This window comes from Pelosinus baikalensis (assembly GCF_020819555.1).
Taxonomy (GTDB): Bacteria; Bacillota; Negativicutes; order DSM-13327; family DSM-13327; genus Pelosinus; species Pelosinus baikalensis.
Genome location: NZ_JAJHJB010000013.1, coordinates 20,049 through 35,045, shown reverse-complemented (window position 1 = coordinate 35,045; position 14,997 = coordinate 20,049). Strand labels below are relative to the sequence as shown.

The window sequence follows — 14,997 nt, the reverse complement described above, 5'->3', positions numbered from 1 at the left end:
AAACAGTCCTTTTGATCTTCGCGATCTTTACGCCTCAAATAATTTACGAATCTCCTCTTCACTCATTTTAGCCAAGAAGTTTTCTCCTGGCTGAATTAACGCATCAATCATCTCACGTTTCTTCTGCTGCAATGCATAAATTTTTTCTTCAATCGTATTCTTTGTGATTAATTTACATACCTGTACCGAATTTTTCTGCCCAATGCGATACGCTCGATCAGTAGCTTGCTCTTCCACTGCAGGGTTCCACCAAGGATCATAATGGATGACCATATCCGCACCAGTCAGATTCAATCCTGTACCGCCGGCTTTTAGTGATATAAGAAAGACATCCTTCTCACCCCCATTGAAAGAGTTGACAAGTTTGATACGTTCCTCTGCTTTCGTGGACCCGTCCAGATAATAATATCCGATATTTCTGGATTCCAGCTCATTTTTTATAATGGCTAACATTCCCGTAAATTGGGAGAACAACAAAATCCGATGTCCACCACTTACTGCATCCTCCAGTAACTCTGTCAGCATCTCCAATTTACCACTGCCGCCATGATAATCTTCGATAAATAGAGACGGGTGACAGCATAATTGCCGCAGTCTGGTCAATAGGGACAGTATCTTTATCTGGCTTTTGGCAAAACCATGATTCTGCACCTCATTTTCAAATTCTGTTTTCACTTGCAAGATCCAGGCAGCATATAATTTGGCCTGCTCCTCAGTCATTTCATTAACCATTCTACTTTCAATCTTTTCGGGAAGTTCTTTTAAAACTGCTTTTTTCATTCTTCTAAGAATAAAAGGTTTAATGTAGCGTCCGAGCTCCGTGAGAGCCTCTTCTTCTCGATTCTTGCTAATGGGTATTTCAAATTGATTCGAAAAGGATTTATGGGTTTTTAGATAGCCAGGCATTATAAAATCAAAAATTGACCATAATTCTGTTAATGTATTTTCAATCGGTGTTCCCGTCAGAGCAAAATATCCCTTTGCTCTAATTTTTTTTACCGACTTTGCATTTAGTGTATTTGGATTTTTAATATGCTGGGCTTCATCAATAAAGCAATACTTGAAGATTCGGCTCTCATAGAACTCAATATCACGCTTCATCAACGCATAGGAGGTCACAGCCAAGTCCACTTCGTCAATATGATTCAATTGTTCCTGCCGTTCCTCTTGATTCCCGGAAATGATCATCACCTTTAATGCAGGCGCGAACCGCTCTACTTCCTGCTGCCAATTATAGACAAGAGAAGTAGGAGCAATGACTAAAGAAGGGATATTTTCACTTTCTTTCTCAGACATAAGAAAGGTAATGACTTGCAGGGTTTTTCCCAAACCCATATCGTCAGCCAATATACCGCCAAAACCATAACTGGCAAGAGACTTTAGCCATTTGAAACCGACTTTTTGATAGTCTCTGAGCTTCCCTTGAATCCCCTCTGGAATCGCATATTCTACATCCTGGGGCTCCAAAATGTCCTGCACCATTTTCTTGAAAGAATGATCCCGTCCCAAGTGAAAATCACTGGATTCTCTAGCCAGGCTGTTAATGTACATAGCACGATATTTAGGCAATTCAATACCTTTATTTTCAATATCGGCAGGGTTTAGTTCAAGCTGTTCCAGCAACGTATTCACGATCTGTAAATCAGTCGAATCAAGAGGAATAAATGCGCCATTTTCCAATCGATGATAGCGTTTCTTCAATTTATAGGAAGCCAATAAGGCAAATAATTCACTGGGCTGCATATCTTCGTAATACAGCGAAAACTCCAGCATATCCGTTTTGGTATTCAGCTTCACTCCCGCCGAAACCCTACCCGTATAGGTAATTCTACTATTCTTAAAATCATCAGAATAAAAGACCTCTGCAACATTTTGCAGCTGATGCAGTCCCTCTTGTAAGAAATCGTAGGTTTTCTCTTCATCTGCCTGCACAAGTTGTCCTTCCCTTATTGCAAAGCCATAGCGTTGAAAAAGGGTAAGTATTCGGTTTTCTTCTTTTTTCGAACGCAACAGCATTTTCCCAGAGATCGTATTCAAAGTTCCTTCAGATGGAGCTAAGGGATCAATAGTTAGATCACCATACTTAAAACCAACCCTTGCACGAATGCCATCTGTAAACCGATCAAAATATATTTCTATTTCCAGTGGCTCCTTATGAAATTTCTTAAGAAGTGTGCTGCTAATATGAACGGTTCCAATATTCTCTAAAGCAGGTACTACAGAGGAAAAGAAATTGGCTGCTTCCGCCTCTGGAATGTATACTTCCGATTTCTTATTTTCATAAAAACACTTCATCAACGGCTTGATACAACTGGCAAATAAGGAATCAACTTTATAGATTGTCTTCTGATGATAAATATATTGAAAATCTGTATCCAATCCATAGAATACATCATTCCCAGTCTCCATCCTAAGCTTCAGGCCCCCTACAACTACCTTCACAGATAAATTGACAACTGGTCGTTCCTTAACAATCCGGACACCAAAAACTTTCTCATGATTGATCTCCACGGAAAATGGAACCTCTTCCATGATCGTAAAAAACTTCAGCATATTCGAATTAGTCAGTTTCAAGCGCCGCGCATCGCCAAAAGCGGATACAGAAGAAGTATAGGGATTCCAGTCTGCAAGTTGTTTGTCATCAGCATAAGCAGACTGTAATAAATGGAGTAGCGACTTGGCTTGCTCATCAAACATGGCTTCCCGTGGCTTTAATATAAAGTTTTTACCATAAACAATCTCCTCCTGGATATCTAGAGCATCCAGAAGTTGAGGAATATTCTTCATAACATACAGTTTCTCGTTTCCAAGGGAAAACTCCAGCCAACTCCGTTTCCCTCTTGATTCCAAAGAAAAACCATAGGTAGGTATAATTCTAATGGGTATTGACTGCTGATATTGGCTAGTTTCTAACATATCATGATTAAAAAAATCTAATAGTTCCTGGGTTGCATGAGTCAGAATGTTTGTTTTTCCTTCACCAAAATAGATTTCCCAATGAGCTTGCATTACCTTTAAAACAGCGACAATATGTTTACACATTCCATGATAATAACTAGAAAATGCCAGGCAATCACATTCATATCCGTCCACTTCTTGATAATTATTGAAATTAACCCTTACTGTATATACTTCGCTTCCTACTACCTGCGCTCTATACGCCTGTTCATGCTGCGAATATTTTATATCCTTCACATTCCCGTTTCGATAATATTGGCAGCCCTTTACATAGGAACTGCTGGTTGCGGCTCTTTCTTGAATTTTTGCATCTGTTAGCACCAAACTGCCCCTCCTTTCTTTATGGGGCCTATACTATAAAAAATATCTTCCATTATCAGAAATTCTTCAACAAAACAATGTAAAACATCCATTAATTTTTATTCTTTCATCCTTACAAATTTACCTTTTTCTTATTAAATTTTTTTATATGGGGAATTAAGAAAAACGTTTCGCGGTTTACTACTTTTTTGCATAACGCTATGCATTTCTCTAGCTAGAAATAAAGATCAAGCGGCTTTTTTCTTTCGAAAATCAGCCGCTTGATCTTTATATTGTAAGGATGAACAAGTCTTACTTCACTTTTCCGCCTTCTACTACAACAGTTTCTGGATCAATGGATTCACCATAAGCAGGTTTTAGAGTTGCATCATATGCTTTGTGAATGAAGTTCTCTTTACCCAACGTTTCTAATTCTGTATTCACCCAGGTAAGAAGTTCTTTATCACCTTTTTTAACTGCAGGAGCAATGGTATCAAGATTGCCCAATGAAGCAACACCAACGGTATAACCTGTGTTTTCTCTTGCCCAAGCAAATAACAATGTATTATCATGAGCCAAAGCAACACCGCGTTTATCTTTTAATGCTTCAAAAGCTTCTGTATTTTGATCATATTTTAACAATTCAATATCTGGATAGTTCTTGGTGAAAAAGGTTTCAGCCGTCGTACCTTTGTTTACAATTAATTTTTTACCTTTTAATTGATCCACAGAAGTAATCGGTGCGCCACTTGGAGACACTACGCCAAGAGCAACCTTCATGTATGGATTCGCAAAATCAACTTTTTGCTTGCGTTCATCTGTAACAGTAAAGTTAGCCAAAATCAGGTCAACTTTATTTGCTTGCAGGAATTCAACTCTGCTTGCTGCTTCCACTAAAACAAACTCTACTTTTGATTCATCACCCAACAGATCCTTAGCAAATCGTTTGGCAATGAACACATCAAAACCTTGATTTTTGCCATTGGCATCTACAAAGCCAAATGGGGGTTTGTCACTAAATACACCAATTTTGATTTTTCCACGTTGTTTTATTTCCTCGATGCTGCTTTTTGCTGCTTGATCTTTTTTGGTTTCTGTTGTTGCTTTTGAACCGCAGCCTGCTAAGATTCCTACTAATATAACGGCACTAAAGAAAACGGCTAGGATTTTTTTGATATTCTTCATGATACAACTTCCCTTCTTTTTTGTTTTAAAATTGAAATATATTTAAAAATTGCTGAGCACGCTCTGTTTTGGGATTCGTAAAGAATTCTTTAGGTTCAGACATTTCACATACTTTTCCTTCATCAATAAATAGAATTCGGTCGGCTACGGCCTGAGCAAATCCCATTTCATGAGTTACAATCATCATGGTCATGCCCTGTTTTGCCAGCCCCAGTATAACATCTAACACTTCTCTTACCATTTCAGGATCAAGTGCTGCTGTAACCTCATCAAAAAGCATAATTTCCGGATTCATACACAAGGCTCTTACGATGGCAATTCTTTGTTTTTGTCCCCCTGACAACTGACGGGGATAGGAATCTTTGCGATCAGATAATCCTACTTTTTCTAGTAGCTGGGTTGCCTGCTCCATCACCTCTTTCTTCTCTCTCTTTTGTACCTTGATTGGACCTAAAAGAATATTTTCAATGACTGTCATATGCGGAAAAAGATCATAATTTTGAAAAACCATACCAATTTTTTGACGAGTTTTTTGCCAATTCACATTGGAACCGACAAGACTTTCACCATTAAACTGGATATCGCCGCCTTGAATGCTTTCCAGCCCATTCAAGCATCGCAATAATGTACTTTTCCCACAGCCTGACGGACCTAGTACCACGATCACTTCACCCTTATGTACACGCAGATGAATGCCGTCTAATACGGTCCTTGTGTCATATTCTTTATGCAAATCTTTAATTTCAAGCAAGACTTGATGATTTTCTTTATTCATTGCAACCCCTTCTTTAATTTTCCCATTTTGCTTCTAGTTTCTTTGATAGCTTGGATAAAGGATAACAGATGATGAAGTACAGGATAAAAATCAGTCCATAAACCCAAAAAGATGCAGTCGGCACTTTTATGACGGATCTTTCTATAATCTGCTGACCTACCTTTACCACATCAATAACCCCAATCATAACAACCAGAGATATTGTTTTCACCATTCTTGTTGATAGGTTAATCGCTCCAGGCAGCATACGTCTTACAGCCTGGGGTATCAGCACATATCTGTACAGTCCCCAAAAGCTAAGCCCAATAGCCTTTCCAGATTCAATTTGATGTTTAGGCAAAGATTCTAATGCCCCTCTGACAATGTCCCCCATTTCTGCCGCGCCCCACAGGCTAAATACAATCACGGCAACAATTTCACCATCTAGATGAATATCCAACGCATTTGTTACACCGAAATAAACAATAAACAACCACACAAGAATTGGTATGATTCTAAAGACTTCAAGATAAAAACGACAGATAAACTGTACTATTTTTGACTTGGATGTTCTCAGCAGCCCCATTCCTATACCTAAGAAAGATCCGATGATAATGGAGAGAAACGCAATTCCCGCTGTCATCATCAATCCTTCGAATAAACGCTGCAGTGTCGTTCCTTCAAATAGAACATTAATTCCCAAATTCTGCATAACGCACCTTCCTTTCTAACCAGGTTAGCAGGAATGATAAGGGTAGAATAATAATCAGATAGGCAACCACCAGCATGAATAGTGATTCAAATGTTTGATAATACATACCAATGACATCTTGTGTAACGTGCATAAGTTCTGCAATAGCAATGGCTCCTACTATAGAAGTCTCCTTAAATAAAAAAATGCAATTGGCTGCTAAAGATGGCATGGTTACCGCAAATGCCTGAGGAAGAATTACGTAGCGAATCAACTGCATTTGAGAAAGACCAATACTCAGACCGGATTCAATTTGTGTCTTACTCACCGCTTCAATTCCACTGCGAAAGGCCTCTGACATGTAACTTCCGCCCAAAAACGCCAAACCGGTAATGGCACAAGTGGTCTCACTCATCGTTATGCCTAGTTTTGTCAGCCCAAAATATAAGAAGAATAGCTGTATTAATAAAGGAGTATTACGAGAAAGTTCAACATATATTTCAACAAGCTCTTTTAAAACCCTTATCCTAAAATATAATATAATACTGCACACCAAACCAATGATTAAGGACAGCAACGTACCCCAGAAACCAAGCTTTATCGTAATCCACGCTGCCTTTTGATACAAAGGCAGCGTGCTTATTATAAACTGCCAATTAATATCCATACATTCACCACCATTTAAATTCTTTTCGGGAAAAATAAGAAAAATAAAAAAAACCAAAAGAAAGTAGTTTATAAACCACAATCTTTTGGCCTTTAGTTTTCTAATCAGCCGTTATTCATATTTTCACAAGAGACAATCCTATGTAGTATGTTAAAAAAATAATACAATTCTCTGTAAGAAAAATTATAGTATTCTCCTTTCCATTTGTCAATACATGAATGAGAATAATAAGCAAAAAACGATTCCAAAAAATACTAACATAATATGAACAAGCTTCTCATATTTATAATTGAACTTGTTTATTCTTCATCTTGCTAATTTAGGGAGGAGTCTTTGTGGAAGATGCATTAGCAACGATCGCTGCTGCTGTATGGACTGATAATTGGAATCATGTAATTAATTTTAAAGTTATCTTACTCAGTATTGTTATCGAATCCTTTCCTTTTTTACTGATGAGTGTAATTGTATCAGCATTACTCAATAATTTTGTTTCGGAAAATACCATACGCAATATGATACCCCAAAGTAATATCCGCAGCATCTTCATGGCCTGCTTTCTGGGTATTCTATTTCCCGTGTGCGACTGCGGTATGGTACCGATTGTGCGACGTTTGATTTTGAAAGGAGTCCCCTTGCCTGCGGCTATTGCTTTCATGCTGGCTGCTCCAATTGTAAATCCCGTTGTAAGCGCAGCAACAGCATTTGCCTTTCAAAACAATATACATGTAGTTTTATTGCGTCTCGGAACAGCATTTGGGGTAGCCCTATGTACTGGATTATTACTCAATGGATTTACTAAGGGCAGGCAGCTAAAATCACCAAGTCAAATCCACGGTCATTCCCATGGATGCTGTCAACATACACTAAATAGCCACCATCCTGGGTATTCTCCCCTTCATAGATGGATCAATACTCTTCGAGATGCCTGCCATGAGTTTTTTGAAATGGGGAAATATTTAGTAATAGGCGCTATGCTGGGATCATTATCACAGATCGCAATTCCTCGGGAAATGTTGTTAGCTCTGGGGCAAGATTCATCCTTATCCATTGGAGTTATGATGGTATTCGCCTTTTTCATTTCGGTATGCTCAGCTGCTGATGCATTTATCGCTGCCTCCTTTTCTAGTAGTTTTACATTAGGCTCCCTTGTAGCCTTTATGGTTTTTGGTCCTATGATTGATCTTAAAAATATTCTCATGCTGTTACATACGTTCCGCACCAAATTTGTATGTTGCCTCACATTGATCATTATCATGCTGTGCTCCAGTGCAGCCTATCTGATCAATCACTTGTAAAAGGAGGTAGAGTTTATTGCAACCTAGAAAAAGAAATCTGCGGTCTTTCAACAACGGAGCTTGTATACAATCCATCATTCTTCTTGGTTTTATCATTTTACTCCTATGGCTTGATATTACTAAACAATTACCCCTATATATCAATCCAAAATTTATAGTACTCACTCAGATATCCTATCTTTTATTAGTACCTATGCTTGTCATACAAATCATAGATACGTTGCTGCCCACTTCTAGTGTTTATGAGCAGTATTGCCATAAACATTCCAGCATCGGAAAATATACCCCCTTCTTTATGATCCTCCTCTTAGCCTTTGCAGTGCCCGAAAATACACTAAATGCAAATCTTGTCAGCAGTAAGGGACTCAATAGCCAATCCAGCGCTATTACTCATTCTATAAAAGATTTGCCACGTCCTTTAGCACCAGTATTCGGCCAAATGGATACCATTAAGGTTACAAATCTCAATTATACGGAAGCGATGTGCGAAATAAATAATTTTCCTAATGAATATGCAGGAAAAAAGATTACCATGACGGGATTTGTATTCCAAATTCCAGGACTGGCAAATGACCAAATTTCCCTGGTACGCTATGTCGTTATGTGCTGTACTGCCGATTCTTTACCTTATGGAGTCATGTGTGAAGGGATCGAAATCCAAAAGTATCCTGATGGAACCTGGCTGTCTATTGAAGGTATCATTCAAATGGTTACATACGACGGCAAAGATGCTGCATCAATTAAAATTACCTCTCTGCAAAAAATTGAAGCACCAAAAGACCCTTACGTATATCCTTATAATTAACTTGTCAATTCCCTTTCCTTTTATTAGGCATATTAGTACCTCATCACAGATGAGGTACTAATATGCCTATTTTCCTTTTGACACAAAGGGATTGTCTTTTATAATAAATCTCCAAGGATAATCTCTTGCCTCTTTAGCATAATCAATATTAATACGAGGAGTAGTTGCTATATCCTCAGGCATAATCGTTTCACCATGTAATAAAAACATGCTTTCCCCACATAAATCCATCTCATTTTGCAGTTTTGTAATTCCCATTGCCTGACACAACTTTCCTGGACCGCTGCATAAATTAAAAATGGATTCGGCTCTCCGGCGCTTTTCCATGATCTCCAATCCTTCAACAGGTTCTAATGCTCTAATTAAAACAGCTTCTGGATATGTTTCTTGATTGGTTACGATATTCATACAGTAGTGCATACCATAAATTAAGTATACATACGCATGTCCACCTTTGCCAAACATAACTTTGGTTCGATTTGTGTATTTATTATTATAAGCATGACATGCAGCGTCAATGGAACCCACATACGCCTCAACCTCTACAATCTTACCAACTGTCCTGCCATCATTGGTCTCATGAACCATGTATTTCCCTAATAAGTCTTTTGCAACTTCTAAAGTAGCCCGCTCATAGAAACTTCTCTCTAACTTTTTCAAAATAACACCTTCTTGTAGGAAATAGATTTTAAGTATCATTCTTCTGGTTATTTGGAAGAATACCTTCATTGTATTTGACGCGAATACTCTTACTCTTTTGATATGACACGTTGGCAACGTGTCTTTTTTACTATTAAGGAACCACAAAGGCACAATGCCGCTGATACGGCACACAAAGTGGACCGCAGAAATAAATTATACCCCTTTGCGCCTTTGTGGTTCGATTGTTTTATTTTTTTACTAATTTAAGTATAACAAGACTAACAATCAGTAAAAATACAAGGTAACGATTTATATCCCAGGAGGTTGATCCTTTGACAGCATTTAATAAAAAAGACTTTATCGTTATGGCTTTAGGCAATATTATCGGGTCAGGCATCTTTTTGGCCAGCAGCCTTGTAATCAGCGTTGCTGGTATCTGGGCACCTTTTGCATACCTCTTTGGCGGACTCGTTATGATGATGGAAGTATCTTTTATTATTGAGATGACAATCGCGAACCCTGTTTCAGGTTCTTTTAAGGCACATGCCCAAGAAGTTTTTGGCGAGTGGTGGGGTTTTATGATTGGTTGGATGTTTTGGGTCAGCGGAGTATTAGGAATGGCTGGTGAGGTTACTGCTTGCGCTATCTTTCTTCGCTTATGGCTGCCTACGGTTCCGTTATGGGTCTGCAGCCTACTATTTGCCTTAGGAATTACGCTGTTAAATTTCAATGACGTGAAAGGCTTAAGTAAAATTGAATTAGGGCTTGCTATTACAAAAGTAGCTACCCTCGTGGTATTTGTTATTATGGGCTTTACAGTTATAGCAGGTGTTTCCATAGGAGATGCCACAACAGAATTTATACCATTCCAATCTCTCCTTCAAGCTCCCTTAGAAGGATTCTCAGGTATGCTGGGCGCCATGCTCCTTATTTTATTTGCTTATACAGGAACAGGTATTATTGGAATCGCTGCGGTAGAAACGGAAAAGCCGGAAAAAACAGTGCCTCCAGCGGCTAAATTTATCACGATTTCAGTAACAATGCTATACGCTCTATCAGCTTTTCTTATTATTACTTTGCTGCCCTTAGATTTACTGGATGAAACCATCAGTCCCTTTGTACAACTATTTACGATTTTTAAAATTCCCTATGCCAGGGATCTTGTAAACTTCATTCTTTTAACCGCTGGGGTTTCTGCTCTTAATTCTCAAGTATATTCCTCATCCCGCATGCTATTCTCTTTAGCCAAAAATAACCAAGCACCCCAAATTGCCAAGTATCAAAATAGTAAGGGTGTTCCCATAGCAGCGGTTACGATTAGTGGCGTTGTGCTGTTATGCGGAGCCATACTTTCTTATTATCTGCCTGATAAAATATTTATTTATACCGTCAGTGCCAGCGGATTCTTGGCACTTATCAATTGGATGAGCGTATCCGCTACCCATTATTATTATCGCAAGAGAATCCTTACCAAAAGTCCAGAGAAATTAAAATATAAAGCTCCCTTTTATCCCTATCTCTCTTGGATTTGTTTTTTTATTATCTTCGTTTCGATCCTTTCCACTCCTTTGTATCCAGATCAGCTGCCAGGTCTATACTCAGGTTTACTGCTCATGCTACTCATTAGTATTGCCTATTTGATCCGCAATCTATGGATCAATAAAAAAGATAGTTAATTATTGCATATTCTCTATAATAAAAAGATAAACTCACTATAATATAACTTCTATATGCAGCAAATCCTATAAAGCCGCTACTGGGTATCTCCCTTATGTTCTTAATTATTCTCCATCACTTGGTACCTTTGGTGTCTACAAAGATCGACAACAACTAATATTATCGAAGTAGTCGAAGAACTTGAAAAGACAAATCTTGATAAAGTTAAAACAAAATTCTTATAAAAATTTTTGAACCTCTTACTATTCCTTTGCTTTCTTTGCATTTCTTCGCTACGCTCGCAATAAGGATGATGCCAAAATAAAGGGACAGTTTCGCTAGGATTCTTTTGGAACCCTAGCGAAACTGTCCCTTTATTTTGCTTTACACGATTACACATAACTAAAAAGGATTTTTCCATTTATTGGCGAAGTAAAATTACTATTAAAGAAAATTTGTACATTTCTTGAAAAACGTGGAAATATTTGTAGAAATTTGTAGAATTTTTTATGTATTCAAAATGTGCATTAGAGGTGCCAAAACAGTGAAAAAAATAAACCTAACAACAAAGCTTAATTTAAAGATAATTGGTGTTGTTTTGTTGCTCATGATCACTGTTACTGTTCATAATCTTTGGCTGTCTTTGCAAGAAGAAAATGAGAAAAATGCCCTATGGCTTGTGTCTATTACTGATTTTCTTATTAAAAAAAAACCTGAAGGTTCTTTTAGTGATATTGCCGCTAACCATGGACCCTTTCAATCAACTCAGCAAGAAATTATGACCATTAATCATGAACTTCAACCGGTCTTACAAGCTGTACTCGTACCATCCAACATCATAAAATTTGGTTTTTATTCTCTGGAACACGAAAGTATTGTGGCCATTGGTCCCCATTCTGATGTTTCCATATTATTAGGAATCGATGGGAAACCGTTTAAAAAGGTTTTTTACTCTGATACCGAAAAGTTCATAGAACGAAAAAGTTCACTAGTATGGCATGGTGCCAATGCGATCATTCATATTAGGCCAGTCACAGATCATAATGGTGTCATTATCGGTCATGCTTTTGCTGCAATCAATCAAGATGCTGTAAATGCAACCATGTGGAAACGAACGATAAACACCCTGATGGCAGCCATTTTTATGTTATTAGTATGCATTGTAATCTTTCGTGAACTCTTCAATAAGTTAAAAAAAGATATGCAACTATTCGCTGAAAGAATTCTAAATGGTTGCACCGGTAATTTTAATAGTGAATTAGCTGAATTTACTCCTATTTTGCAATATATCAGTGAACAAACAGAAAAAATGACTCGTCTCGATCGCTTGAATATTATTGGCGAAATGGCGGCAGGCATTGCTCATGAAGTACGAAACCCTATGACGACAGTAAGAGGTTTACTACAGTTTATGGGAAACAAGCAAGAGTTCGCTAACCAGAAGGAAAAGTTTAGTCTAATGATTGATGAAATTGACCGCGCAAATAAGATTATTACAGAATTTCTATCCCTTGCAAAAAATAGGGCCATGAATTTCTCCGAAAATAACTTAAACGATATCATTCGCAATATTTATCCTTTAATGCAGGCTGATGCTTTACGCAACAATAGTAATATTAAAATTTTTCTAGGCGAAATTCCGCCTCTATTTTTAGATCAGGATAGCATTCACCAGTTGATTCTTAACATGGTTAGAAATGGACTTGATGCCATGCCTACGGGTGGTTTACTCCACATCATTACAGCTCAGAATGAGCAAAAAGTAGTATTATCCATAAAAGATCATGGTCTTGGTATACCAAAAGAAGATATAGAGAAACTGGGAACGCCCTTTTTTACTACAAAAGATAATGGTACTGGCTTAGGACTAGCCGTTTGCTATCGAATTGTACACCGCCATGCAGCAACCCTTTCCATCAACAGCGAACTAGGAGAAGGTACTGTTTTCACAATAGAATTTGAACCGATTTCATCGGATACTTTATCTTCTATTAAAGATACCAGTCTAAGCATTCCAAAATAGAGGTGGTAAAAATGATTGAGAAAATAATTTCTCTGCTATTTTTGATTGGCAGTTTAACGTATTTGTACTGGGCACAAGAATTCACTTTCGGGACTCTTGGCTCGCCTAAATCTGGATTCTTACCAAATCTAGCGGGAGTCACTGCTTTGTTATTATCTTTGCTTCTCATGTTTCGCCAATTTCGATTAAAAAAGACTAACAATAAAGAAGCTGTCGACTGGACAAAATTTTTATTTATTCTTATTGGCTTGGCATTTTATCTGATGATTTTAACTATTGTTGGCTATTTCGTTGCAACTTTTATATTCCTATTTTACTTATTTAAGGTAGCTGACACATCAGGCTGGAGAGTTCCCTTAGCGATTTCCTTTTGTGGCTCTGCTGCATTTCATCTATTATTCACCTATTATTTAAAAGTCGCATTACCATAGAATTGGAGGTAAGGATTTGGATATTTTGAACCTGCTGCTCCAAGGAATTTCCGTAAGTATTATCCCAGCTAATTTATTATCTTGTATCATTGGAGTCTTAATTGGCACATTGGTAGGCGTATTGCCAGGAATTGATACCGTTAGTGCCATTGCCTTACTACTCCCTTTTAGCTACGGTATGGACAGTACTGCTGCACTTATCATGTTCGCAGGGATTTATTATGGCTCAAAATACGGAGGTTCTACCACTTCTATCTTAATCAACGTGCCTGGAGAAGCAGCCTCTGTAGTTACCTGTTTAGATGGATATCCCATGGGACAAAAGGGACGAGCCGGGGCAGCGTTAGCCATTTCTGCCATTGGGTCTTTTATTGCTGGCACCATTGGTCTGATCGGGCTGACCTTGCTAGCCCCGCCGTTAGCTCAGGCTGCTCTGGCTTTTGGACCGCCTGAATATTTTTCTCTTGCCCTAGTCGGTTTAATCCTCTTATCCAAACTAACTGGCACTTCCACACTTAAGTCTGTCCTCATGGCTGTTATCGGTATCATGCTAAGTACCATCGGACTAGACAGCTTGTCTGGCATCAGTCGCTTTACCTTTGGCATTGATGAATTAGACAGAGGTTTTGACTTATCCATTATAGCCATGGGACTCTTCGGCATCGGGGAAATTCTGACGGCTATGACTCACGCTGATGCGAAACCAGATATACCCTCCGTAAAATTTCGCGATTTATACCCTACGAAAGAAGAATGGCAGCGCTCTATAACTCCTATGTTTCGCGGAGGGATTGTCGGTTTTTTGGTAGGTTTATTACCGGGCCCTGCAGCAACTATATCAAGTTTCATATCCTATGGGCTGGAAAAACGCTATAGTAAACATCCGGAGGAGTTTGGTCACGGTGCTATTGAAGGAGTCGCAGGTCCAGAAGCGGCCAATAATTCAGCCATTTCAGCTACAATGATACCTTTACTTTCTTTAGGGCTGCCCTTTTGCGGAGCAACAGCAATTTTACTCAGTGGCTTTATGATTCATGGTATTACTCCCGGTCCATCATTAATAACCGAACGACCTGAGCTTTTTTGGGGGCTTATTGCCAGTATGTATATCGGTAATGTCCTTCTATTGATTATTAATTTACCTCTTATCGGTGTTTTCGTTCAACTGCTTAAAACCCCGCTCAATATCCTCATGCCTTTAGTGGCAGTAGTCACCCTCACCGGCGCCTACTCCATTAATAACAGCATGTTTGATTTGATATGGGTCATTTTTTTCGGCATTTTAGGATTCTTACTGCAACGGGTAGGCTTTGAACCAAGTCCTTTGATCATTGGCTTAGTGTTAGGACCAGAATTAGAACGAGGATTGATACAGGGGTTAATCATTTGCAACGGCAATATATGGACATTTATTACCCGCCCACTTGCAGCCACCATCCTATCCCTAGGGTTTATTGTTATTTTGTATAACTTCTTCACATGGTTTACCAAATTCAATAACAAAAGAAAGGAGTTAGATGTTAACCGTTATTAAATTTATAAAAAAAGGAGAGGATGTCGTGAAAAGGAAAATATTGATTTCTTTGGTTA

12 protein-coding genes are annotated in these 14,997 nt (G+C 38.3%); 6 read left to right on the top strand and 6 right to left on the bottom strand.

Annotation, left to right across the window (positions count from 1 at the left end; all coding sequences use genetic code 11):
* Positions 1-27: 27 nt before the first annotated feature.
* The 5 genes from LMF89_RS11005 to LMF89_RS10985 form a co-directional block, all read right to left on the bottom strand.
* Positions 28-3,279, bottom strand: a complete 3,252-nt coding sequence (locus LMF89_RS11005; protein ID WP_229535110.1) for an SNF2 helicase associated domain-containing protein — start codon at positions 3,277-3,279, stop codon at positions 28-30.
* A gap of 291 nt (positions 3,280-3,570) precedes the next feature.
* Positions 3,571-4,443, bottom strand: coding sequence for a cysteine ABC transporter substrate-binding protein (locus LMF89_RS11000; protein ID WP_229535109.1), 873 nt, complete (start codon positions 4,441-4,443; stop codon positions 3,571-3,573).
* A 25-nt stretch (positions 4,444-4,468) separates the two neighbouring features.
* Positions 4,469-5,218, bottom strand: coding sequence for an amino acid ABC transporter ATP-binding protein (locus LMF89_RS10995; protein WP_229535108.1), 750 nt, complete (start codon positions 5,216-5,218; stop codon positions 4,469-4,471).
* Positions 5,219-5,231: 13 nt separating this feature from the next.
* Positions 5,232-5,909, bottom strand: a complete 678-nt coding sequence (locus LMF89_RS10990; protein WP_229535107.1) for an amino acid ABC transporter permease — start codon at positions 5,907-5,909, stop codon at positions 5,232-5,234.
* A complete protein-coding gene (locus LMF89_RS10985) occupies positions 5,890-6,555 on the bottom strand; it encodes an amino acid ABC transporter permease (RefSeq protein WP_229535106.1) in 666 nt (221 codons plus the stop codon). Before LMF89_RS10985 ends, LMF89_RS10990 begins: the two co-directional genes overlap by 20 nt.
* A 335-nt stretch (positions 6,556-6,890) precedes the next feature.
* Here LMF89_RS10985 and LMF89_RS10980 point away from each other — a divergent pair, with 335 nt between their 5' ends.
* Both LMF89_RS10980 and LMF89_RS10975 read left to right on the top strand, forming a co-directional pair.
* Positions 6,891-7,850, top strand: a complete 960-nt coding sequence (locus LMF89_RS10980; protein ID WP_229535105.1) for a permease — start codon at positions 6,891-6,893, stop codon at positions 7,848-7,850.
* 16 nt (positions 7,851-7,866) lie between these two features.
* Positions 7,867-8,655, top strand: coding sequence for a TIGR03943 family putative permease subunit (locus LMF89_RS10975; RefSeq protein ID WP_229535104.1), 789 nt, complete (start codon positions 7,867-7,869; stop codon positions 8,653-8,655).
* 66 nt (positions 8,656-8,721) lie between these two features.
* Here the strand turns inward: LMF89_RS10975 and LMF89_RS10970 are convergent, their stop codons facing one another.
* Positions 8,722-9,315 carry a DNA-3-methyladenine glycosylase gene (locus tag LMF89_RS10970; protein ID WP_229535103.1) on the bottom strand — a complete coding sequence of 198 codons (594 nt, stop codon included), beginning with the start codon at positions 9,313-9,315 and terminating at the stop codon, positions 8,722-8,724.
* A gap of 314 nt (positions 9,316-9,629) precedes the next feature.
* On the opposite strand from LMF89_RS10970, the gene LMF89_RS10965 reads away from it, so the two are divergent.
* The 4 genes from LMF89_RS10965 (at position 9,630) to LMF89_RS10950 (ending at position 14,941) form a co-directional block, all read left to right on the top strand.
* Positions 9,630-10,973 carry an amino acid permease gene (locus LMF89_RS10965; RefSeq protein ID WP_229535102.1) on the top strand — a complete coding sequence of 448 codons (1,344 nt, stop codon included), beginning with the start codon at positions 9,630-9,632 and terminating at the stop codon, positions 10,971-10,973.
* 524 nt (positions 10,974-11,497) lie between these two features.
* A complete protein-coding gene (locus tag LMF89_RS10960; protein ID WP_229535101.1) occupies positions 11,498-12,976 on the top strand; it encodes an ATP-binding protein in 1,479 nt (492 codons plus the stop codon).
* Positions 12,977-12,987: 11 nt separating this feature from the next.
* Positions 12,988-13,407 (top strand): tripartite tricarboxylate transporter TctB family protein, encoded by a 420-nt coding sequence (locus LMF89_RS10955; RefSeq protein WP_229535100.1) that lies wholly within the window; start codon positions 12,988-12,990, stop codon positions 13,405-13,407.
* Positions 13,408-13,423: 16 nt separating this feature from the next.
* Positions 13,424-14,941, top strand: a complete 1,518-nt coding sequence (locus LMF89_RS10950) for a tripartite tricarboxylate transporter permease (RefSeq protein ID WP_229535099.1) — start codon at positions 13,424-13,426, stop codon at positions 14,939-14,941.
* Positions 14,942-14,997: the final 56 nt, after the last annotated feature.